The organism is Dechloromonas sp. TW-R-39-2 (assembly GCF_016864195.1).
GTDB lineage: Bacteria > Pseudomonadota > Gammaproteobacteria > Burkholderiales > Rhodocyclaceae > Azonexus.
This window is the reverse complement of record NZ_CP045202.1, coordinates 1,473,316-1,494,964: the sequence shown is the minus strand read 5'-3', so window position 1 is coordinate 1,494,964 and position 21,649 is coordinate 1,473,316. Positions and strand designations below refer to the sequence as shown.

Genomic DNA, 21,649 nt, shown 5'->3' with positions numbered 1-21,649 from the left:
GCTCACAGTGCCATGGTCTGTCGGCTGACATCGCCGACATGGGTAAAGTAGTGACGGCCCAGCCAGTCGGACAATTGAACGGCAGCCGCATCGAGTTCCTGCAGCAGGTCGGCCAGCTCATCGCAAGGCGAGCCGCTGCGGCATTGGCTGAACGGCTGTTGCTCAAGGCGTTCAAGATCGAAGGCACGAAGTCGCTCAAGCATTTCGGGCAGGCGGCTTTCGCTCCTTTCATCCAGTTCGCGGGCCATCCGATCGAGATAGCGGGCCAGTACGCTGGCCTGGAAGACAACGCCGTGCGGATTGCTGTCGTCGAAAACCAGCAGATCGAGCACCGGCAACAACTCCGGCAGACGCGAATAACGCGAACGGTAGGTGATGATCGAATCGGTCAGTTCAAGCAACCATTCCAGGCTGCCCGGCCCGCGGCTCGACTGCATGCGCAGGAAATGCGCCAGGCCGTTGCACAGGAAGGACAAGCGTTCGAGGCGACGGCCGATAATCAGGAAACGCCAGCCGTCATCGCGCGTCATGTTATCCATCGCGAAGCCGGTCAGCGAGGAGGAAACACCAAGCACGCGATCAAGGAAGGCGATTGCCTCGGTCAAGGTCGGATGCGCCTTGAGCGCGGCCTGTTGCTCGCGCTGCAGACGATTCAGCGAATGCCAGTGATCGAGCGACAGACATTCGCGCACATGGGTCGCCGACCACATCAGGCTGCGGATATTGCCGGCCAGGCTGCCCGGCTGGTTCGGGTCGTAAATCGCTTCAAGCAGCACATGTTCGCTGCCTTCGCGCGCCTTTTCGTCCTCTTCCGGGCTGGGCAGGATACCGAGATGCAGGGCCAGTTCCATGGCTGAAGCAACTGCGGGGGTTTTGGCGCCACCAGCTTCAACCACACGGCTCAGCGCAACCCGCAGCATCCGTGCGCTGTCATCGAAACGTTCGGAATAACGACCGAGCCAGAACAGGTTTTCGACCACGCGCGAGGTCAGGTTGGCCCCGGCCCGGACCAGATCGCGCACACCCAGCGACGGCTTGAGCAGGGTAAATTCGCTGACCGGGCCGTCGGTCAGCACCCAGGCATCCTTCGAGGCGCCACCGCGCTGCATCGAGATGATCCGGGCATTGGCCCCGGTTGCAACCCGTGCCAGACCACCTGGCATCACCGAGTAACCATCCGGTGAAGCGACAGCATAGACGCGCAGGCCGACCGGGCGGGCCAGCAGACGACGTTCGTGCGAACGGCTCCAGGTCGGCCCCTGTGACAGATTGACCATTTCCTGGGCGACGTAGGCATGCGGCCGGGCTTCGATGCGGCGCAACATTTCTTCGCGCTCCTTGCCCTTCAGTTCATGGCCAAAAATCGGGTCCATGCGCTGCGTCGGGTAGGTCGGCTTGATGACCAGGTCGTCGAAATTCTCGCGAACATATTCGAGGGCCGGTTTTTCACCGCACCACCAGGTGGCGACGGAGGGCATGGCCAGTTCCTCGCCGAGCAGCTTGCGGCAGATCGCCGGCAGAAAGCCCATCAGCGCCCCCGAAGCCAGCAAGCCGCTGCCCAGGGCATTGGCGATGACGACGCGGCCGGCACGGGCGACGTTGAGCAAACCGGGAATGCCCAGTGCCGAACCGCCGCGCAGCTCAAGCGGGTCGCAATAATCGTCATCCTGCCGGCGCAGCACGACGTGCACGCGCTTCAAGCCACGCAGCGTCTTGAGATACAGCGTGTCGCCACGCACCGTCAGATCCTGCCCCTCGACCAGCGGGAAACCAAGATAACGGGCCAGGTAGGCGTGTTCGAAATAGGTTTCGTTGTACGGCCCCGGCGTCAACAAAACGATATGCGGCTGTTCGTCGCCGTCGACCGGGGCAAGCGCCGTCAGGCCATCCTGCTGGTCGTGGAAAAAATCGGCCAGATGCTGGACGCGCAGGTCGCGGAACATTTCCGGGAAAACATGCGAGACGACCAGCCGGTTTTCCAGCGCATAGCCGGCACCGGAAGGCGCTTGCGTGCGGTCGGCAATGACCCACCACTTGCCATCCGGCGAGCGCGCCAGATCAACCGCATACTGGTGCAGCCAGACGTCGCCCGGCGGCTTGATGCCCTGGCACGGCCAGAGATAACCGTGCTGGCCGTAAATCAGCGCCGGCGGCAGCATGCCTTCGTTGAGCAAACGCTGCGGGCCGTAGAGATCGGCCAGCATGGCATTGAGCAAGGTGGCCCGTTGTGCGACGGCAGCCGAAATTTCGGCCCATTCGTCCGGCGGAATGATCAGCGGCAGCGGGTCGAGCGCCCAGGGGCGATCCGCCCCGGACGGATCGGCGTAAACGTTGTAAGTAACGCCATTTTCCTGAATCCGCCGGTCGACGAAATCGAGGCGGCGATGCATGTCATCCGGCGCAATCCCGTCCAGATGCGAGAAAAACTGCTGCCAGTGCGGACGCACCTCGCCCTCCGCCGTGAGCATTTCATCGTAGCGGCGGGCGTTGTGCGGGTAAATGGCGAGGAGTGTGCGGGCCATGCAGCCTGGGAAGCAGTGCGGGCGGGCCTTGATGGCCCTATGCTGCGGCGCTTGAGGCCGCAACCCGCATTCGGGGGATTAGAAACGGCGCAAGTCTAGCGTAAACGGGTGCTCGGCGCTGTGCTCCGGCGCCCGGACCTGCATCCGCCCGGGGCTATGCCCAAAACGGAAGAAGCGGGCCAGGCGGCGACTTTCAGCTTCGAAGGCGTTGACCGGGAAAGTATCAAAATTTCGCCCCCCGGGATGCGCCACATGGTACTGGCAACCGCCGAGCGAACGCTGCATCCAGGTATCGACCAGATCGAAAACCAGCGGCACATGCACGCCAATCGTCGGATGCAGGCACGACGCCGGCTGCCAGGCCCGGTAGCGGACCCCGGCGACGAACTCGCCGTTGATGCCGGTCGGCTGGAGTGGCACGGCGACGCCGTTGCAGGTCAGCTGGTAACGGTCAGGCGGCAAGCCGCGCAGTTTGACCTGGACGCGCTCGACCGAAGAATCGACGTAGCGCACGGTACCGCCCGGTGCGCCCTCCTCGCCCATGACATGCCAGGGTTCGAGCGCGTGACGCAACTCGAACTCGATGCCCTTGACGGCGAAATCGCCGTATTTCGGGAAACGGAATTCAAAATGCGGCGCAAACCATTCGGCCTTGAAGGGATAGCCGGCGGCGCTCATTTCTTCCATCACATCACGGAAATCCTGCTCGGCGTAATGCGGCAGCATGAAACGATCATGCAACTCGGTGCCCCAGCGCGCCAGGCGGGCCGGCTCGTAAGGCGTTTCCCAGAAACGGGCGATCATGGCGCGAAGCAGCAACTGCTGGGCCAGCGACATGCGGGCGTGCGGCGGCATTTCGAAGGCGCGCAGTTCAAGCAGGCCGAGGCGACCGGTCGGGCCGTCCGGCGAGAAGAGCTTGTCGATGCAAAATTCGGAACGGTGCGTATTGCCGGTCACATCGGTCAGCAGATTGCGCAGGATGCGGTCGACCAGCCAGGGCGGCACATTTTGGCCAGCCGGCGGAATTTGCTTGAAGGCGATTTCCAGTTCGTAAAGACTGTCGTTGCGCGCTTCGTCGAGACGCGGTGCCTGGCTGGTCGGGCCGATGAACAGGCCGGAGAACAGGTATGAAAGGCTGGGATGGTTGTGCCAGTAGGCGATCAGGCTCTTGAGCAGATCCGGCCGGCGGAGGAAAGGCGAATCGTTCGGTGTCGCACCACCGAGCACGAAGTGATTGCCGCCGCCGGTGCCGGTGTGGCGTCCATCGACCATGAATTTCTCGCTGGTCAGCCGCGAATGGTGCGCCGCGTCGTACAGGTGCGTCGTTTGCTCGACCAGTTGGTCCCAGTTGCGTGAGGGATGAATATTCACTTCGATCACGCCGGGGTCGGGCGTGACGCGGAAATTGGTCAGGCGCGGGTCGGACGGCGGCTCGTAACCTTCGATGATGACCGGCATGGCGAGGTCTTCCGCGGTCGACTCGACGGCCGCGAGCAATTCCAGATAATCCTCAAGGCAGCCGGTTGGCGGCATGAAGATGTAAAGCCGGCCATTGCGTGCCTCGGCACACATCGCCAGACGCGTGATCCAGCCGGCCGATTCCTTGAAACCCGGCCGGCTGTCGCTGGCTCGCCCCTTGCCTGAAACGGTGGCGTTGCCCGGAACGACGCGCTGCGCCGCCGCACCGAACTGACGGCGAATCTCGGCATGGCTGCGCAGCGGGGCCAGCGGCTGGCTCGAGTCGACCGGATTAACGTAGGGATAATCGCCCTGCGTTGCCCACGGTTGCGAATCGAGCGGCAGGCGATAACCCATCGGCGAATCGCCCGGATGCAGATAGCAACGCTCGGCACGCAGGAACCACGGCCCGGTCTGCCACTGGCCAGCCGTATTCTTCATGATCGGAAAAACGTGGCCGACGGTGTGCGTCAGGCCCTGGGTAAACACCTTCATCAGCCGTTCGCGCTCCAGCGCATCGTCCAACCGCGAATCGAAGGGATCGACGTTGCCCGGCAAGCGGCGCTCGCGCCACAGGTAGTAGTAACTGTCCTCGAAGGTCGGGAAAACATGCTGCGGATCGAGTTCGAGCTTTTCGGCCACACGGCGCATGAACTGCACCGAATGGGCGCTGGTCGCACCGTAATCGAGTTTTTCGCTGGCGTAGAGCGTCGGCTTGTTCCACAGCGGCTCGCCGTCGGTCCGCCAGAAGCAGGACAGGCTCCAGCGCGGCAGTTGTTCGCCGGGATACCACTTGCCCTGGCCGAAATGCATCAGGCCGTACGGCGCATATTTTTCGCGCAGACGGTGGAACAGGTCGGCCGCCAGCAAACGCTTGGTCGGGCCCATCGCCGCCGTATTCCATTCTTCGCCATCCGGGTCGTCGACCGCGACAAAGGTCGGCTCGCCCCCCTGCGTCAGGCGGACATCCATGGCCTGCAGTTTTTCGTCGATCCGGTGGCCCAGCCCCTCGATCTCGACCCATTGTTCATCGGAATAAGGCTTGGTGACGCGTGGCGCTTCCCAGATGCGAGTCACCTGCATGCGATGCTCGAATTCGGTTTCGCATTTGTCGATGCCGCCGGTCACCGGGGCAGCCGAGGCCGGTTCGGGGGTACAGGCGAGCGGGATATGGCCTTCACCGGCAAACAGACCGGATGTCGGATCAAGACCGACCCAGCCGGCGCCCGGCAAATAAACCTCGCACCAGGCGTGCAGGTCGGTGAAATCGGCTTCCGGCCCGCTCGGCCCATCAAGCGATTTGACGTCCGCGGTCAACTGGATCAAATAACCCGAAACGAAACGCGCCGCCAGGCCGAGGTGGCGCAGTATCTGGACCAGCAACCAGGCTGAATCACGACACGATCCGGTCCGCTTGGTCAGCGACTCTTCCGGCGTCTGGACGCCGGGTTCGAGACGGATGGTGTAGCCGATGTCGGCCTGGACACGGGCATTGAGGGCGACCAGAAAATCGACGCTCGGCGTTTTTTCGAGCGCAATGCTGTCCACGTATTTCTTGAACAAGGGCGTTGCCGGCAGTTTGTAGAGATAAGGCGTCAGCTCGTGACGCTGCCAGTCCTCGTAAGCAAAGGGAATGTGTTCGGCGTGCGGCTCGAGGAAGAAGTCGAAGGGGTTGATCACCGACATTTCGGCGACCAGATCAACCTCAATCCGGAATTCCTTCGTTTTTTCCGGAAAAACCAGGCGAGCCAGGTAATTGCCCTGCGGATCCTGCTGCCAGTTGATGAAATGCGTTTCCGGCCCGATTTTCAGCGAATACGACAAGATCCGGCTGCGCGAATGCGGGCAGGGGCGCAGACGAATGATTTGCGGACCCAGATTGACCAGGCGGTCGTAAGTGTAGTGAGTGACGTGATTCAGGGCGACGTGGATCGACACGGGCTTGCTCCGGAGAGATGGATTACCTCCCTCAAAGCAAGACACGAACCAGCCCATAAGCCACTGATTTAATTGAGCCTAAATCAGGTTCCGCACCAATCCAAGGAGCATTTTACCGAGCAGCGCACCAAACACGGGCGCCCTGCCATCCGGTGATCAGCCGATGAAGCGGGAAATATCGACGTCGTCCACCTGCTCCGGCTTGAGGAAGCGCTGGCCATAAAGCCGGTAGGCGCCGGAGGTCAGGAAAAGATCGAACAGCTCCGGGTCGATGTGCCGGTCTTTCTTGAAGAAGGAAAGAATCTTGATCGCCTCGGACAAGGTCTTGCCCTTCTTGTAGGGCCGGTCCGACGCGGTCAACGCCTCAAAAATATCGGCAATCGCCATGATGCGCGACGGAATCGACAGGCTTCCGGCATCCAGCCGACGCGGATAACCGGTGCCAATCATCGTTTCATGGTGCGTCCCGGCATATTCCGGAACACGGCGCAGATGTTTCGGGAAAGGCATCTGATCGAGCATGACGATCGTCTGCATGATGTGTTCGTTGATTTTGAAGCGCTCTTCTTCGGTCAGCGTTCCCTTGCCGATGGCCAGGTTGTAAAGCTCGCCGAAGTTGTAAAGATTTTCCGGCACGGTCACCTGGAAACCGTGCCTGGCGTCGAACTGTGCACCACGCAGCCGCGGCACGACATGCCACGGCTTGTCGGCCAGCAAGGTTTCGACGGCCGGCGTTGCGACAGGCGCCAGTTCGGCATAGCGCATCAGTTCATCGTTGCTCAGACCGAGGCGGTCATCGAAATGGCGCACCCAATGCCGGGCGCCGATCTGTTTGATGCGGTCGACGCGCTCCGCAGCCATGAATTCGCCGCCGACATTGCATTCGGCAACGAAGGCGAAATCATCGAGCAATTGCTGTTTGCGCTCAGCAAACTCGGCCGCTGCCCGGTTTTCCGGACAACCGGCCTGCAGCGCTTCGAGTTGCGCAATCCGGGCATCGCGCAGCAGCACCTCGAAGCGGGTACGAATTTCGTGAATCCGGTTGTAGATCGTTTCCAGCTTGGTGGCTTTGTCGACCACGAATTCCGGCGTCGTCACCTTGCCGCAATCGTGCAGCCAGGCACCGATTCTGAACTCACGCCACTCGTCATCCGTCTTGAAGCTGAACTCGGCCAGGCTGCCGGTCGTCGCCTCGCATGCCGCTTCGGCCAGCATCACGGCCAGTTCGGGCACTCGTTCGCAATGCCCGCCGGTATAAGCACTCTTGGCGTCGATTGCTCCGGCGATGATCTTGATCAGCGAGTCCATCAGGACTTTCTGCGCCTCCAGCAAATTCTGGTTTTCCAGCGCGACGGCCGATTGGGCAGCCAGGGCCTCGACATAGCCGACGATGTCGGGATGGAACGGGATCACCTCGCCGGTTTCCGGATCAAGCGCATTGAGCAACTGGATCAGGCCGATCACCTCGCCTTCGCGCGGCGACAATGGCACGGTCAACATCGAAACCGTGCGGAATCCGGAATCCTCGCTGAATCGCCGGGTACCGCTCAGGTCGAACCGGGTTTCGGCGTAGACATCGTCAATGATCACCGTCTGGTTGCGCAAGGCGGCGTGGGTGACGACGTAGTGTTCGTTCGGCGCCCCGCTGAGCGGATCAAAGAGCGGAATTTCCTGCGCCGGCAGTTCGTCGTCGCTGGTCCGCAAGGCAAAACGCAGCGTGTTCTGCTCGGTTTTAAGGTACAAGGTCGCCGCAGCACAGTGGGCGATATCGCGCGCACCGAACAGGATGTGCTTGAGCAGGACGGTGCGGTCCTGCTCCCTGGAAAGCAGCAAACCGTTATCAACCAGGCTGGCCAGCTTGTTTTGCGCCTGCTCCAGGGCGGTCGTGCGTCGCCGGATCGCCTCCTGCATCACCACCTGCGCTTCGCCAAGCGCCTGTATTTCGTAGAGGAAGGTATCCGGCTGGTGCGGCTGGCCGGAGAAATCAAGCCGCTTGATCCGTTCCGAATCGCCGGCCATGGCCACCAGGGAACGGGACACCTGCCGCGAACCGATCAGGGAAAGTGGCAACAGTAGAATCAGCAACAGCCCGGAAACGATCAGCACATTGCGTTCGGCCCGCATGAACGGCTCGGAAAAATCGCTCAGCGGCGCCAGGACGACCACCCTGAACGCCTGCCCCCCAAGAACCTCGGAGCGATATTCGGTGACCACGAATTTTTCGTTGGCACGCCCCTCGCCCAGACGCATGACCGATGCCCCACCCAGGCTGATGCCGCTCTGCAGAAAACCGAGATAGGGACTGCCAAGGCTGTCCGGCAGACTCAAGGCAGCCGGGGAAAGTGCGGAGAACCGTTCGCCCTTACCATGAAAGGCAAGCAAGCGCCCGGCACTGTCCTGCATCAGGATGGCCGCATTGGGCGAAAGGCTCAGGCGGGAAAGAAAGCCCTGCAAGGAATCCAGGCTGAGATCGGTGGCCAGCACGCCAGCCTTTTCCGGCAAGGGCGTCGAGACGGTGATCCCCAACTGACCGGTCGAGGCAAAAAGATAGGGCTCGGTCAGCGCAATGCTGCCTCGCTGCAAGGCGCCGTTGTACCACGGACGCGCAGTTGGCAGAAAAGTGGCCACGGCCTCGCGCCGTGACAGGTAGCGGCGGTTGGCATCCAGGAATTGCCAGTTTTCCTGACGCCCGCCCTGCACGCTGCGCGTGATGCGCCGGACCGCAAAAGCTGCCTGTTCAGGAGCGCCGACTGCCTGGCGGATACGCGCCTCGTCGCGCATGGCGATGACTTGCAGGAATTCATCGTTGGCCAGGCCGAAATGGTGCGAGTAAAGACTGGTATCGGCCTCCAGCGAACTGATGAAGGTTGACACCATATCCCGCTGGTTGAGCTGGCCGTGCGTCACGAACTGATCGAGGTCGGCACGGGCCTGAGTGGCGACGAAGCGGGCATTGTTGTTCAACAAGGTTTCCAGTTGCATCGACGCCTGCCGGGCGATCAGGGAAAACTGCGTGACTGCGTTTTCCTCGGAGATATGCGAAAAACTGCCGACCAGGGTGACCAGGAATGCCGCGGTCAACAAGCCGACAAGCAATGTTGTCGTGCCTAGAACCCAATTTTGGAAACTGATGTTGAATCGCGACAGGATCGACACTTTTGATTTTTTCTCGCGGCAGAAATCAAGCAACCATCAAATTGCAACAAGAACAATCTGACCGAAAAACCACAATTTTCAGAAAAATAGCATTACCCAAAATAAATGTATAAATGAATTTACAATTCTCCGATCGAGAAAAGTCACCACTACGAATCAAGGCCCATCGCCCATGAACAAAATCCACGGCAGCCGCCTGGCGTTGCTTTTGCCCGTTCTGCCGGCGCTCTGCGGACTGCTGCTGTTGACTCTCGATCCCCTGCCCTTGCAGGCCCTGCGCAATAACCTGTTCGACCAGTATCAGCGCTGGTCGCCCCGCGCATACCAGGCTGCACCTGTCCGCATCATCGATATCGACGACGACAGCTTGAGCCACCTGGGTCAATGGCCATGGCCGCGGACCCGCATGGCCGAGATGGTCGACCGGCTCAGTGAGGCTGGTGCGGCAGCCATTGTCTTTGATGTGATGTTTGCCGAAGCCGACCGGACTTCGCCGCAAATCGTTTCGGCTCACTGGCCGCTGAATGAGCGGCAAGCCCGGGAAATTGCCGCATTGCCGGATCACGACACGATATTTGCCAAACATATCGAACAAGCCGGCGTCGTACTCGGTTTTGCCACGACGCAAAACGATTTCCCGGTTAATGCAGCGTCGACCGCAGCAGCCGACGCTTCGCCCAAAGCGGCACGCTTTGTCTATGCCGGCGATCCGCCAGGCCACTGGTTGCACGCTTTCGACAATCCAATCAGGGCCTTGCCGGTTCTTGAACAGGCCGCACAAGGCAACGGCGCCGTCAGCTTTGTGCCGGATAGCGACGGCGTGGTCAGGCGCGTACCGCTGGTCCTCCAGATTGCCGGACAAGTCCGTCCCACACTGGCCAGCGAAGCCTTGCGCGTTGCCCAAGAGACGCACAACATCATTCTCAAATCCGCCGGCCATGGCGCCGGGCTGACGCAAATACGGATTGGCGAGCAAATCATCCCGACCACTGCCCACGGCGAAATCTGGGTGCATTACAGCCGCCCGGTTCGCGAGCGCTACATTCCGGCCTGGGAACTGTTCGACGAACGGATTCCGGCCAACAAACTGGCCGGGCACATCGTGCTGATCGGCAGCTCGGCCCAGGGCCTGATGGATCTGCGCTTCAGTCCGCTCGGCCATATCATTCCGGGAGTCGAAGCGCATGCCCAGGCGCTCGAACAAGTCCTGACCGGCCATTTCCTGCAACGACCGGGCTGGGCCCGTGCCATCGAAGCCATCGTCTTGCTCGCCTGCTGCCTGCTTGTCGGCCTGCTCGCCCTGCGCATGCGCGTTCTTTACGCCGCTGCCGCCAGCCTGCTTCTGCTGACCGCACTGCTCGGCGCAGGCTGGCACGCCTTTGCCGACTATCAACTACTGCTCGATTCGGCCACCCCGGCGATCGGACTGATCCTGAGCTTTTTCCTGTGCAGCCTGTTTCAGCACTTCACCAGCGAGCGCGAACAGCGTTGGATCAAAACCGCCTTCACCCGCTACGTTTCACCCAACCGGGTATCGCATTTGATTGAACACCCCGACGCCATGGCACTCGGCGGGCGACGTCAGGAATGCAGCTTCATTTTCACCGACCTGGCCGGATTTACCCATTTGATGGAAAGCATCGATCCAGCCGATGCGGTAACACTGCTCAACGACTACCTCGATGCAATGATTGCCATCGCCTTCCGTTACGAAGGCACCCTCGACCGGATTGTCGGGGACGCGGTCGCCATCATGTTTTCCGCCCCCGTGTTCCAGGCCGACCACCAGGCCCGCGCCCTGGCCTGCGCGCTGGAGATGCAGGCTTTTGCCAGCCACTACGCCAGCGAGCAGCAAGCCCGGGGAATCGCCTTCGGCCAAACCCGGATCGGTGTGCATTCCGGCGAAGTCATCGTCGGCAACTTCGGTGGAAAAACGATGTTTGATTACCGGGCGCTCGGTGACGCGGTCAACACGGCATCGCGGCTGGAAAGCGTCAACAAGCACCTGGGGACGCGCATATGTTTGTCGGCCACAACGCTGGCCGGTTGCCCGAATGCCCGGACCAGGCCGATCGGACGAATCATTCTGCTGGGCAAGAGCGAAGCACTGAGCGTCCATGAGCCACTGGGTGCCGATCTTGCACCTTGCCAGGCACCGGAAGAGGCTTATCGAACCGCCTTTGAGGCGATGCAGCAAGAACGGCCGGAAGCGACGGCGCTATTCAACCAGCTGGCCACCGACTTCCCCGATGATCCTTTGGTCAGACTGCATTCGAACCGCCTGAACCATGGAGAAAGCGGCGACCTGATTGTGATGCGCCAAAAATAAAGCCCGGTCGAAACCGGGCCTGGCTGCCTTGTCCTGTCGCCGTTTCAGCGGACAGAAACCTCGACGCGGCGGTTTTTGGGCTCCTGCGTATTGTCTGGCGTCTTGATCAGTTGATTACGTTCGCCATGCGACTCGACCGTCAGTTCGCGGGCTTTCAAGCCTTTTTCCTTGAGCATGTCCGCCACGGCCTTGGCACGTTTCAGGGAAAGTGCCTCGTTGGTCTTGTCGTTGCCCGCCGTATCGGTGTGACCAATGACTGAAATATCGGGGGCCGGGCGTGTGTTCGCATCCTCAAGAATCTTGGCAAGCAAGGCCTGCGACTCCTTGGTCAGCTTGATGCCGCCACTTTCGAAGTAGAGCAGGAAATGGGCCGGCAGTTTGGGGCGAGCCGCCATGGCATCGCCAAAATCCTTTTCGAGCTTGACCAGATCAACAGCAACCGGCGGTGCCGAACCATCGGCCGGAACAGCATGGCGCGCAGTGCTGATGACCTGCTCGCCCTTTTGTCCCTTGACGATGACCTGCCCCGTCGTACCATCCGGACTTTCCAGCAGGACGACATAGGATTTCGGTGCGCAGGCGGTCAGGGCAAGAATGCATGAACCGGCCAGAAAGAGTTTGATGAGTTTGGTCGGCATGGCTTACTCCTCGACCTTGACCAGAAACTGGGTTCCGCGAACCCCGATCGAACCGCTGGGCGTGGCAATCGTCACGGCATCCGGCTTGAGCTTGGCAATCACGCCGGACACATAATTCAGGCTGCCCTTGCCCAGTTTGCTGCCCATTTTCAACTTACCCTGGGCCGGTGCGTAGAGATATTCATCGACCGTCAATTCACTGTCGGCGCCGAGCGACATCATGGTTTCATCCTTGAAAGTCACGCCCATGCTGCTTTTCGGGCCGGTCTTGAGCTTGCTGCCGAGCATGACCGGCGTGCCAACCTCGGCCTTGACCTGCTTGCCGGCCGTCGTGACGCTTGCCTCGCCTGTCACAGTTTTGACATAAGCAATCACCGCATCGTCTGCCCAGACAGAAAAAGCGGAAAGCAGGATCAATACAAAAGCAAGAATATGCCGCATGGCATCCTCCATGGATTAGCAAACCAGCCGCCGGCCAAGCATCTACAGCTTGCGCATGGCAAACGGCATATTCGACAACAGCATGATTATGCACATTTCACATTGTTTCGCCATCAGATCGATTCGCCGGACACGGCACAAATCGCGCCGAGCCGCTAAAATTGCCTGATGAACGAAATCCGTATCGACCCCAGCCAGAACTCTCCTCTGGGCAAAACCACGGCCTACCAGGCTGAATACACCCCCGAACTGCTTTTCCCCATCCCGCGCCAGATCAAGCGCGACGAGCTGGGTATCGCCCCCGGCCCTCTCCCCTTTGTCGGCGAAGACCTGTGGAATGCCTACGAACTTTCCTGGCTCAATCCGAAAGGCAAGCCGGTCGTCGCCCTCGCCACCTTCCGGGTCCCGGCCGACAGTCCGCACCTGATCGAGTCGAAATCGTTCAAGCTCTACCTGAATTCGCTCAACCAAACACGCTTCGATTCGACGGAAACACTGGCAGCGACCTTGGTCAAGGATCTCTCCACCGCTGCCGGTGCAGCGATCAGTGTAAAAATCGAAGAACTGGGCAGTCGACCGCAAGTCGAGGTCGGTTATCCGCAAGGTGAATTGCTCGATACCCTGGATATTGCCTGCGACAGTTACCAGCCGATGCCGGAAGCACTTGCCACGGTCGACGGCCCGATTGTTGAAGAAACGCTGTATTCGCACCTGCTCAAGTCGAATTGCCTGGTCACCGGCCAGCCGGACTGGGCCATGGTCGTCATCCGTTATCGCGGCAAACCGATCGACCGCGCCGGCCTGCTGCGCTACATCATTTCCTTCCGCGGCCACAACGAGTTCCACGAACAGTGTGTCGAACGCATCTACACCGACCTCCAGCGCCAGTGCGCGCCACAGTCGCTGGCCGTGTACGCGCGCTACACCCGGCGCGGCGGGTTGGACATCAACCCGTTCAGAAGCAGCGGCGAATTTCCGGCACCGGGCAACCAGCGCGAAGTTCGCCAATAAAAAAGGGAGGTCGCGGTCGACCTCCCTTTTTATGTCAATTTGACTGGCTCAGGCGGCTTCGGCCATCGGCACCAGGAAATCCTTGCTGATCCCGTCTCCCAGCGCGTAGATACGGTCCATAAAATCGGTCAGCCATTCGTGCAGACCTTCAGCCAGAATATCCTCGACCCGGGCGTAGTGCAGCTGGGCGTGCAGCAAGCCAGCCTGACGCTGCGTTTCGCCGGAATGACGGTTGGCGATCAATTCAAGGTTTTTGACCACGCCATTCATGCAGAAATGCAGCGAACGCGGCATGTCATTGCGCAGGATCAATAGCTCGGTGACCCGCTCCGGCGTGATGACGTCGCGGTAAACCTTGCGATAGACCTCGAAAGCAGACACCGAGCGGAGCAAGGCGCCCCACTGGTAGAAGTCGGTCGCCCCTTCGTCGCCGTGCGGCCGCAGGACGTGGTATTTGATATCGAGGATACGTGCCGTGTTATCCGCCCGCTCCAACAACGTCCCCAGGCGAATGAAGTGGAAGGCTTCGTCCTGCAGCAAGGTTCCGATGGTCACGCCACGCGACAGCGAGGAGCGCATCTTGACCCAGTCGAAGAACTCGCCGATGCCGGCATTGAGAATCTGCTCGAAACTCTTTTCACGCGCTTCCAGCCAGGTTGAATTCAGCGTTTCCCACATTTCGCTGGTGACCGTGCCACGCACGGCATGGGCATTTTCGCGTGCCAGGCGCAGGCAGCTGTAGATCGACGAATAATTGTTCGGATCGGTGACCATGAAACGCAGCACATTTTCGGCGTTGACCGTATCGTAGTGCTCGGCATAAGCCGCTTCCAGACTGTTCAGCGCGATGATCGCATTCCAGTTCTGGTTGGCTGCATCGAGCGATTGCGGGACGAGCGACATTTGCCAGGTGACATCGAGCAAGCGGGCGAGGTTCTCGGCCCGTTCGATATAGCGGGACATCCAGAACAGGTGGTCGGCAGTACGGGAAAGCATGATCAGTCCTCCAGAATCCAGGTGTCTTTGGTACCGCCACCCTGAGATGAATTGACGACGAGGGAGCCCTCGGTCAGCGCAACGCGCGTCAAGCCGCCCGGCACCATGTTCACGCACTGGCCGGAAGACAGTACGAAGGGGCGCAGGTCGAGATGGCGCGGGGCAATTCCCGACTCGACGAACGTCGGGCAGTTGGACAGGGCCAGCGTCGGCTGGGCAATGTAGCCATCCGGTTTGGCGATCAGCAACTGGCGGAAACGCTCGATTTCATCCTTGCTTGCGGCCGGACCGACCAGCATGCCGTAACCACCGGCACCATGCACTTCCTTGACGACCAGCTTGGGCAGATTGGCCAGCACATAAGACAACTCATCCGGCTTGCGGCACATATAGGTCGGCACATTGTTCAGCGTCGGCTCTTCACCGAGGTAGAAGCGGATCATCTCCGGCACATAGGGGTAGATCGACTTGTCGTCAGCCACACCGGTCCCGATGGCATTGGCCAGCGTCACATTGCCGGCCTGGTAGGCGCGCAGGATGCCAGGCACGCCAAGAGCGGAATCGGCCCGAAAAACAAGCGGATCGAGGAAGTCATCGTCAATCCGGCGATAGATCACATCGACGCGCTGCGGACCTTGCGTCGTCTGCATGTAGACGACTTCATCCTTGACGAAGAGGTCGCGCCCTTCGACCAGTTCGACACCCATCTGCTGGGCCAGGAAAGTGTGCTCGAAATAGGCGCTGTTGTAGGCGCCAGGCGTCAGCACGACAACCGTCGGGTCACTCACGCCATTCGGCGCCACGGCACGCAGCTTCTCCAGCAACAGGTCCGGATAATGCTGAACCGGCGCCACCTTGTGTTTGGCAAACAACTCGGGGAAGAGGCGCATCATCATCTTGCGGTCTTCCAGCATGTAGGAAACACCGGAGGGAACGCGCAGATTGTCTTCGAGCACGTAAAACTCACCGGCGCCGGCCCGGACGATATCGACGCCGGCAATGTGGGCATACACCCCACCCGGCACATCGACGCCCTTCATGATCGGGCGATACTGGGCATTGTTCAGGATCTGCTCGGCAGGAATCTTGCCCGCCTTGAGGATTTCCTGATCATGATAGATATCGTGCAGGAACATGTTCAGCGCCTTGACCCGCTGGCGCAGGCCTGCCTGCATGGCCTTCCATTCAGCCGATGGAATGATGCGCGGAATGATGTCGAAAGGAATCAGCCGCTCTTTACCGGCTTCTTCACCGTAGACCGCGAAAGTAATGCCGACCCGGTGAAAAGCCAGGTCCGCCTCCGCCCTCTTCCGGGCAATACGCTCTGGCGGCGTCGCCTTGAGCCATTCATCGTACCCTTGGTAATGGGCTCGTACGCCGCCGTTGGCGTCGATCATTTCGTTGTAGAAGTTCATAGTGGACTCTTCGCTGAGGATGCTCTCATCAGGGATTCAGCAGGTTCCATGCCACTGTCAAAAACATCGACAAATCAATATATTAGAATTCAAAGCCGGAGACTGATGCCCCATGGCAGTGCGCGCACAGATCAAACTGGTGCAAATAAAAAACCCGCCGGATCGCTCCGGCGGGTTTTGGGTAAAGCAGCTTGCAGGAGCGATCAGGCGCGTTCGAAAATAACCGCGATACCTTGACCACCACCGATACACATCGTGACCAGTGCGTACTTGCCGCCAACGCGTTCCAGTTCGTACAGCGCCTTGGTGGCGATGAAGGCACCGGAACAGCCAACCGGGTGACCGAGAGCGATAGCGCCGCCGTTCGGGTTCGTCTTGGCAGGATCGAGGCCGAGCAGCTTGGAAACAGACAGAGCCTGGGCAGCGAAAGCTTCGTTCGACTCGATGACATCCATCTGGTCGAGCGTCAGGCCAGCCTTTTTCAGCGCCAGCTTGGTGGCCGGAACCGGACCTTCGCCCATCACATCGTTCGGCACGCCGGCAACAGCGTAGGAAGCGATACGGGCCATGGCCTTCTGGCCAGCCTTGGCAGCCACGTCAGCAGCAGCCAGCACGAAGAAGGCAGCGCCGTCGTTGATACCGGAAGCGTTACCGGCAGTAACCGTACCGTCCTTCTTGAAAGCCGGCTTCATCTTGGCCAGGGATTCCAGCGTGGTACCGGCCTTGACGTATTCGTCGGTGTCGAACACCACGTCGCCCTTGCGGGTCTGCTTGACGATAGGAACGATCTGCGACTTGAAGTGGCCGGCAGCAATGGCGGCGGCAGCACGACGCTGCGATTCGACAGCGAAAGCATCCTGGGCTTCACGGGTAATACCGTGCTTGGCAGCCAGATTTTCAGCCGTGATACCCATGTGGCCGACGCCGAACGGGTCGGTCAACACGGCAACCATCGAGTCAACTGCCTTGGTGTCACCCATGCGTGCACCGGAACGCAGTGCCGGCATCAGGTAGGCGGCCTTGGACATGACTTCAACGCCACCGCCGATACCGTAGTCGGCATCACCCAGCATGACGTTCTGGGCGGTGGTGACAATGCCTTGCAGGCCGGAAGCGCACAGGCGGGAAACCTGCATGGCGACGGAGTCCATCGACAGGCCAGCCTGGATGGAGGCAACGCGCGAAACGTAAGCGTAACGGGAGTCGGTCGGCATCGTCGTGCCAACAGTTACATAATTGATTTGCTGCGGATCAACGTTGGAACGGGCAACCGCTTCCTTCATGACGATACCGGCCAGTTCGGTCGATTCGAAATCAGCCAGGGAACCACCAAAAGAACCAATCGGGGAACGAACTGCACTCAGAACGACAACATCTCTGCTCATGTAAACCTCCTGAAAAGAATTATTCAGCCCACCAGACTGGCAAGCCCCAACAAAAACAGCAACAACATCCACAGCACCGTGGCTCGCCAGACGAGACCGACGGCACTTTGCATGAAATCCACATCGGCCGGATCACCCAGACCAAGTTCGGCACGGTCGGAAACCTCGCTGTCATCGACCACTGGCCGGCCAAGCTGCACACCGAGCGCACCTGCACCGGCGGCCAGAACGATACCGAGATCACGATCCGGCCACTGCCCCGCCTGAGTACGCCAGCAATAAGCGGCATCCTCAAAATCGCCCACAATGGCGAAGGCTGCGGCAGTTGCGCGAACGGGCAACCACTCGATCATACCGAAAACCTGTCGCGAGAACACGGAGAAATCATTCCCTTCGACTAGATGGTTCTTCTTCCACTGGACATAAACGATGGCGGAGATACGGTAAAGAACCGCTCCACACGGGCCTGGCAGCAAGACAAACCAGAGCAGCACGGCAAAAACGTGGCGATGCGAAGCAGCCAATGCGCCCTCGATCGACAATCGGGTAATATCCTCCGAGCCAAGCCCCTCCGCCGAGCGCCCCTGCCACTGGGCGAGCAGGCTACGCGCCCGCTCAAGCTCCCCCAGCCGCAAAGCAAGCTGGATTTCAGTGTAATGGTGGCTGAACTGGCGGAAACCCATTGTCAGGTAAAGCACCCCCACATTGAGGCCCAAAGCAAACAAGGGATTCAATGAATACAACAAGCCATAAAGCAGAGCGACCAGCCCAACCGGGAGCAAGACAGCCAGACACCAGGCCAGGACGCCGTGGCGATAAGCGCCGGCATTGCAACGCGATTCGACAAAATCAGCCCACGCGGCAAGCGGGTCGGCAACCACGCGACGATAATGCAGGGGCTGTAGCTGTTCGATGAGGAAAACGGCGATCAGCGAGAGAAGGCTCATGGGGGACGAAAATGCCGTACTCGGCTTATTTTCTTATGCTAAAACGCCACGATACCACAAGCTCAGGCCGGATGCAGGCCAAGCCGGGCGGTCAGGGAGCGGATCATGCCGGCCGTGGCTCCCCAAATGAAATACTCTCCGTACGGCATGGCAAAAAAGTGGCGCAAAGCCCCACGGTAGTGCAGAGAATGGCGTTGATGATTGGCCGGATCGAGTAAAAAGGCCAACGGCACCTCAAACACCTCGGCAACTTCGAAAGGATCGGGAGCCAGATCGAAAGGCGGTTGCACGAGGCCAACCACGGGAACGACCCTGAACCCGGTCCCTGTCCGATATTCAGGCAGGAATCCAAGGATTTCGATTTTCTCGCGCGTCAGACCGATTTCTTCTTCCGTTTCTCGCAAGGCCGTATCGGCTGGCGACAAATCATCGTCCTCGACGCGTCCGCCAGGAAAGCTGATCTGCCCGGCATGATCCTTGAGGTGAGCCGTGCGCTGGGTCAGCAGCACGGTGTAGCCGGTGGCATGCATGACAATCGGCACAAGCACCGCCGCCGGGGTTAGCGGCTGATCCTCGGCGCCATCTTCGACAACGAAATGACCAGACTGCGCCTCAGGCAGCAAACTGGCCCGCAAATGCTCTAGATCGACACTCATGCGCCCGGCAATTCATCCTCAATTTCAGCGTTGACCGCAGACAAGGCATCCTGCAGCGTTTCTTCCGACAGGCAGTTGATCGACGTCGCCAGCATATCGGCGGCCTCGACCGCGCCCACCGGCAGACGCTTGCTGTCGAGCGAGGCAATCAGCGCAGCAGAGATACCGACAACGCGCAAAATAGCCTGTCGCTCTCTCATCAGCATTTCAAGCTCTTCGCGTAAAAGCGCTATTTCCTGATCACGTTGCGGCATTTTTCTCTCCTAGAATCGTTTTTTAAGTGTCATTGTTCCGCCGTCGCGCTGCATTTCCATCCGGTTAAGGAAACTCATGCCCAGCAGCGCTGGTTGCATGTCGTGCCCCATGACCACCGCATCGACGTTGTACAAGGTGATGTCACCGACACGCACTGTATCGAGTTTCAAGCGGGTGACAGTCGTCCGACCGTTGGCCGTACTCACCGTCCCTTGCTCCCCGCGGCTCGTATCGAGCCCGATCCGGCGAGCATCGGAAGCGCCGATGGCGATCGACGTAGCCCCAGTATCCACCATAAAGCTGAGCGATGTGCCATTAACTTGCCCGGTGGTCACGAAATGGCCGCGAGCATCTGCCGTCAGGCTGACTCTACCGGAACCATCGCCCAGATTGGCACCGACGGCATGCTGACCGATGCGCAGCGGCCGCTTTTTGCCGCCGACTTCGACAATGGCCTGGTCTCCCTGGATAGCGATCAACTTGACGCCATCGAGCGATTGCCCAATGGCAACGGCCTGCGGCTCGCCACCATTGATCATCAGCATCGCCTTGCTCCCCATCAAGCCAGCCAGGCCCACATTCTGGGCGGCTGCCAAGCCCGAAAAAAACAATAAAGCGCAGGCCAGCACCGTAGAATGACGCATCACTTTTCCCGACATTTGTCCTGCCATGAAACCTGTCGCCATCTTTCGCCACTCCCCAACTGAAGGTCCGGGCTATTTTGCCATATTCCTTGAACAGCAAGGGATTCCATGGACATTGATCGCCATTGATGAAGGCGAATCCGTCCCTGCTACGGTCGACGGCTTTTCCGGCCTGTGCTTCATGGGCGGCCCGATGAGCGTGAACGATGCCCTTCCCTGGATTTCCCCCGTCTGCGAACTGATTCGCCAGGCCGTTGCAAGCGACATTCCGGTCCTTGGACATTGCCTGGGCGGGCAACTGATCAGTAAAGCGCTGGGTGGCGCTGTGACACGCAATCCAGCCAAGGAAATCGGCTGGAGCGAAGCCTTTTCCGCGGACGACGATATTGCCCGACACTGGCTGGGCCGTTTTGCCAGAGAAAAGAGCACCGTGTTCCATTGGCACGGAGAAACATTCAGCCTGCCGTCGGGGGCAACACGCCTTTTATCGACGAATTACTGCACCAACCAGATGTTCGCGCTCGGCCCCCATCTCGGGATGCAGTGCCATGTTGAAATGACGCCGGAAATGATCACCACCTGGTGTGATGACTGGGTCAATGAAATCATCGCTGCCAGTGATCAACCCAGCGTCCAGCCACCGGCAACGATACTGGCCGAAATCAGCCTGCGCCTGCCAAGCATGCGCCAACTGTCCGAACAGCTTTACTCGGTGTGGATCAAGGGGCTGTCTCGCCAACCCGACTAAAAAAAACGGGCAGCGCCTGGCTGCCCGTTTTTACCTGGTTTTCGCGGTCGACCGCGAAAACCAGCCTTAATCGCGGAAGTTGCCGTACTTGATCGGGAAGTCGGTAATCGACTTGGTGATCAGCGCGATACAACCCTGCAGATCATCCCGCTTGGCGCCCGTGACACGCACGGTATCGCCCTGGATGGCAGCCTGGACCTTGAGCTTGCCATCCTTGATCAGCTTGACGATCTTCTTGGCCAGATCGCTGTCGATCCCGTCCTTGATCTTCATTTCCTGCTTGACCTTGTTGCCTGAAACGCTGACCACCTTCTGGTGATCGAGGCGCTTGACGCTCTCTTTTTCCTTCTTTTCCATGGCGGGGAAAAGCAGGTCCCTGATCTGGTCCAACTGGAAATCAGAATCCCCCCACAGGGTGATGACCTTGTCCTTCTCGTTCAACTCGACCTTGGCCGAGGTGCCCTTGAAGTCATAACGATTGTCGATCTGGCGCGCAGTCACGTCGATGGCGTTCTTCAACGCCACCAGATCCGCTTCGGAGGTGAAGTCAAAGCTCGGCATGGCGCTTACCCGAAATGACAGACGTAGTGGTAAGCATCGCCTTCAGCGACGGAAATCTCGAAAGACGAGTTGCCCGGCACATTGAAGGACTGGCCTTCGCCCCAGGTCGTCCATTCGGTTTCGCCCTTGAGCTTGACCTTGCACGAGCCACCGACGCCTTCCATGATTTCCGGCGCGCCGGTGTTGAAGGTCAGCGCGGACGGCAGGATCACGCCGACCGTCTTCTTCGTGCCATCAGCCAGCACCACGGTGTGGCTGACACATTTGCCATCAAAATAAACATTGGCCTTCTTGACCACGGAAACGTTGTCGTATTGCGACATTTAAATACCCCAGAGTTTTTGAATGATGCCTTTGGCGACAAAACCGACCATGCCGAAAGCCAGCACGAAGAACAGGACAAACGTCCCGGTCTTGCCAGCCTTCGACTTCCAGGCGATCTCGCCAATGATGAAGAGCATGAACAGGATGAAAGCGGCAACACCCCAGGTTGAGCCGAAATCCGCAATCTGTTCTTCGGTCAGGCCAAAAAGAGTGCTGCCTTCCATC

Annotated in this window: 18 protein-coding genes; 3 read left to right on the top strand and 15 right to left on the bottom strand. The window is 59.7% G+C overall.

Going from position 1 to position 21,649, the window contains the following annotated elements; genetic code table 11:
- Positions 1–2: 2 nt before the first annotated feature.
- The 3 genes from GBK02_RS07130 to GBK02_RS07120 form a co-directional block, all read right to left on the bottom strand.
- Positions 3–2,522 (bottom strand): circularly permuted type 2 ATP-grasp protein, encoded by a 2,520-nt coding sequence (locus GBK02_RS07130; protein ID WP_203469036.1) that lies wholly within the window; start codon positions 2,520–2,522, stop codon positions 3–5.
- Positions 2,523–2,600: 78 nt separating this feature from the next.
- On the bottom strand, positions 2,601–5,918 hold the full coding sequence (locus GBK02_RS07125; protein ID WP_203469035.1) for a DUF2126 domain-containing protein: 3,318 nt from the start codon (positions 5,916–5,918) through the stop codon (positions 2,601–2,603).
- A 156-nt stretch (positions 5,919–6,074) separates the two neighbouring features.
- The gene (locus tag GBK02_RS07120; RefSeq protein ID WP_203469034.1) at positions 6,075–9,074 is read right to left on the bottom strand and encodes an HD domain-containing phosphohydrolase; all 3,000 of its coding nucleotides are present in this window, start codon (positions 9,072–9,074) and stop codon (positions 6,075–6,077) included.
- Between the two features lie 172 nt (positions 9,075–9,246).
- Between GBK02_RS07120 and GBK02_RS07115 the strand changes: the two genes are divergently transcribed.
- Positions 9,247–11,403, top strand: a complete 2,157-nt coding sequence (locus tag GBK02_RS07115; protein ID WP_203469033.1) for a CHASE2 domain-containing protein — start codon at positions 9,247–9,249, stop codon at positions 11,401–11,403.
- 44 nt (positions 11,404–11,447) lie between these two features.
- Here GBK02_RS07115 and GBK02_RS07110 read toward each other — a convergent pair whose 3' ends face one another.
- Positions 11,448–12,041, bottom strand: coding sequence for an OmpA family protein (locus GBK02_RS07110; protein WP_203469032.1), 594 nt, complete (start codon positions 12,039–12,041; stop codon positions 11,448–11,450).
- Between the two features lie 3 nt (positions 12,042–12,044).
- Positions 12,045–12,482 carry a FecR domain-containing protein gene (locus GBK02_RS07105; RefSeq protein ID WP_203469031.1) on the bottom strand — a complete coding sequence of 146 codons (438 nt, stop codon included), beginning with the start codon at positions 12,480–12,482 and terminating at the stop codon, positions 12,045–12,047.
- A 168-nt stretch (positions 12,483–12,650) separates the two neighbouring features.
- Between GBK02_RS07105 and queF the strand changes: the two genes are divergently transcribed.
- Positions 12,651–13,493 carry an NADPH-dependent 7-cyano-7-deazaguanine reductase QueF gene (gene queF / locus GBK02_RS07100; RefSeq protein ID WP_203469030.1) on the top strand — a complete coding sequence of 281 codons (843 nt, stop codon included), beginning with the start codon at positions 12,651–12,653 and terminating at the stop codon, positions 13,491–13,493.
- 48 nt (positions 13,494–13,541) lie between these two features.
- On the opposite strand, the gene GBK02_RS07095 is transcribed toward queF, so the two are convergent.
- The 7 genes from GBK02_RS07095 to GBK02_RS07065 all read right to left on the bottom strand — a co-directional run bounded on the left by GBK02_RS07095 (position 13,542) and on the right by GBK02_RS07065 (position 19,791).
- Entirely contained in the window at positions 13,542–14,489 is a 948-nt protein-coding gene (locus tag GBK02_RS07095; RefSeq protein ID WP_203469029.1) for an alpha-E domain-containing protein, read from the bottom strand.
- 2 nt (positions 14,490–14,491) lie between these two features.
- Positions 14,492–15,904, bottom strand: coding sequence for a circularly permuted type 2 ATP-grasp protein (locus GBK02_RS07090; protein WP_203469028.1), 1,413 nt, complete (start codon positions 15,902–15,904; stop codon positions 14,492–14,494).
- 203 nt (positions 15,905–16,107) lie between these two features.
- Positions 16,108–17,289 (bottom strand): acetyl-CoA C-acyltransferase family protein, encoded by a 1,182-nt coding sequence (locus GBK02_RS07085; RefSeq protein ID WP_203469027.1) that lies wholly within the window; start codon positions 17,287–17,289, stop codon positions 16,108–16,110.
- 23 nt (positions 17,290–17,312) lie between these two features.
- The gene (locus GBK02_RS07080; RefSeq protein ID WP_203469026.1) at positions 17,313–18,236 is read right to left on the bottom strand and encodes a CobD/CbiB family protein; all 924 of its coding nucleotides are present in this window, start codon (positions 18,234–18,236) and stop codon (positions 17,313–17,315) included.
- A 62-nt stretch (positions 18,237–18,298) separates the two neighbouring features.
- Positions 18,299–18,892 (bottom strand): CoA pyrophosphatase, encoded by a 594-nt coding sequence (locus GBK02_RS07075; RefSeq protein WP_203469025.1) that lies wholly within the window; start codon positions 18,890–18,892, stop codon positions 18,299–18,301.
- On the bottom strand, positions 18,889–19,146 hold the full coding sequence (locus GBK02_RS07070) for a hypothetical protein (RefSeq protein ID WP_203469024.1): 258 nt from the start codon (positions 19,144–19,146) through the stop codon (positions 18,889–18,891). Before GBK02_RS07070 ends, GBK02_RS07075 begins: the two co-directional genes overlap by 4 nt.
- A 9-nt stretch (positions 19,147–19,155) precedes the next feature.
- Positions 19,156–19,791, bottom strand: a complete 636-nt coding sequence (locus tag GBK02_RS07065; RefSeq protein ID WP_239003206.1) for a TIGR02281 family clan AA aspartic protease — start codon at positions 19,789–19,791, stop codon at positions 19,156–19,158.
- 25 nt (positions 19,792–19,816) lie between these two features.
- On the opposite strand from GBK02_RS07065, the gene GBK02_RS07060 reads away from it, so the two are divergent.
- On the top strand, positions 19,817–20,539 hold the full coding sequence (locus tag GBK02_RS07060) for a type 1 glutamine amidotransferase (RefSeq protein WP_203469023.1): 723 nt from the start codon (positions 19,817–19,819) through the stop codon (positions 20,537–20,539).
- Positions 20,540–20,605: 66 nt separating this feature from the next.
- On the opposite strand, the gene GBK02_RS07055 is transcribed toward GBK02_RS07060, so the two are convergent.
- Genes GBK02_RS07055 through GBK02_RS07045 form a run of 3 tightly spaced genes read right to left on the bottom strand, consistent with a single transcriptional unit; the run spans position 20,606 to position 21,648 of the window.
- Positions 20,606–21,100 carry a YajQ family cyclic di-GMP-binding protein gene (locus tag GBK02_RS07055; RefSeq protein ID WP_203469022.1) on the bottom strand — a complete coding sequence of 165 codons (495 nt, stop codon included), beginning with the start codon at positions 21,098–21,100 and terminating at the stop codon, positions 20,606–20,608.
- Between the two features lie 5 nt (positions 21,101–21,105).
- A complete protein-coding gene (locus GBK02_RS07050; RefSeq protein ID WP_203469021.1) occupies positions 21,106–21,423 on the bottom strand; it encodes a pyrimidine/purine nucleoside phosphorylase in 318 nt (105 codons plus the stop codon).
- On the bottom strand, positions 21,424–21,648 hold the full coding sequence (locus GBK02_RS07045) for a DUF2788 domain-containing protein (RefSeq protein ID WP_203469020.1): 225 nt from the start codon (positions 21,646–21,648) through the stop codon (positions 21,424–21,426).
- Position 21,649: the final 1 nt, after the last annotated feature.

Bases quoted from the DNA above. Each gene is read 5' to 3' on its own strand.
- GBK02_RS07070 (WP_203469024.1), bottom strand. From the start codon at position 19,146: ATGCCGCAACGTGATCAGGAAATAGCGCTTTTACGCGAAGAGCTTGAA.
- GBK02_RS07080 (WP_203469026.1), bottom strand. From the start codon at position 18,236: ATGAGCCTTCTCTCGCTGATCGCCGTTTTCCTCATCGAACAGCTACAG.
- GBK02_RS07130 (WP_203469036.1), bottom strand. From the start codon at position 2,522: ATGGCCCGCACACTCCTCGCCATTTACCCGCACAACGCCCGCCGCTAC.
- GBK02_RS07095 (WP_203469029.1), bottom strand. From the start codon at position 14,489: ATGCTTTCCCGTACTGCCGACCACCTGTTCTGGATGTCCCGCTATATC.
- GBK02_RS07055 (WP_203469022.1), bottom strand. From the start codon at position 21,100: ATGCCGAGCTTTGACTTCACCTCCGAAGCGGATCTGGTGGCGTTGAAG.
- GBK02_RS07045 (WP_203469020.1), bottom strand. From the start codon at position 21,648: ATGGAAGGCAGCACTCTTTTTGGCCTGACCGAAGAACAGATTGCGGAT.
- GBK02_RS07050 (WP_203469021.1), bottom strand. From the start codon at position 21,423: ATGTCGCAATACGACAACGTTTCCGTGGTCAAGAAGGCCAATGTTTAT.
- GBK02_RS07090 (WP_203469028.1), bottom strand. From the start codon at position 15,904: ATGAACTTCTACAACGAAATGATCGACGCCAACGGCGGCGTACGAGCC.
- queF (WP_203469030.1), top strand. From the start codon at position 12,651: ATGAACGAAATCCGTATCGACCCCAGCCAGAACTCTCCTCTGGGCAAA.
- GBK02_RS07065 (WP_239003206.1), bottom strand. From the start codon at position 19,791: ATGCGTCATTCTACGGTGCTGGCCTGCGCTTTATTGTTTTTTTCGGGC.
- GBK02_RS07110 (WP_203469032.1), bottom strand. From the start codon at position 12,041: ATGCCGACCAAACTCATCAAACTCTTTCTGGCCGGTTCATGCATTCTT.
- GBK02_RS07115 (WP_203469033.1), top strand. From the start codon at position 9,247: ATGAACAAAATCCACGGCAGCCGCCTGGCGTTGCTTTTGCCCGTTCTG.
- GBK02_RS07085 (WP_203469027.1), bottom strand. From the start codon at position 17,289: ATGAGCAGAGATGTTGTCGTTCTGAGTGCAGTTCGTTCCCCGATTGGT.
- GBK02_RS07060 (WP_203469023.1), top strand. From the start codon at position 19,817: ATGAAACCTGTCGCCATCTTTCGCCACTCCCCAACTGAAGGTCCGGGC.
- GBK02_RS07075 (WP_203469025.1), bottom strand. From the start codon at position 18,892: ATGAGTGTCGATCTAGAGCATTTGCGGGCCAGTTTGCTGCCTGAGGCG.
- GBK02_RS07105 (WP_203469031.1), bottom strand. From the start codon at position 12,482: ATGCGGCATATTCTTGCTTTTGTATTGATCCTGCTTTCCGCTTTTTCT.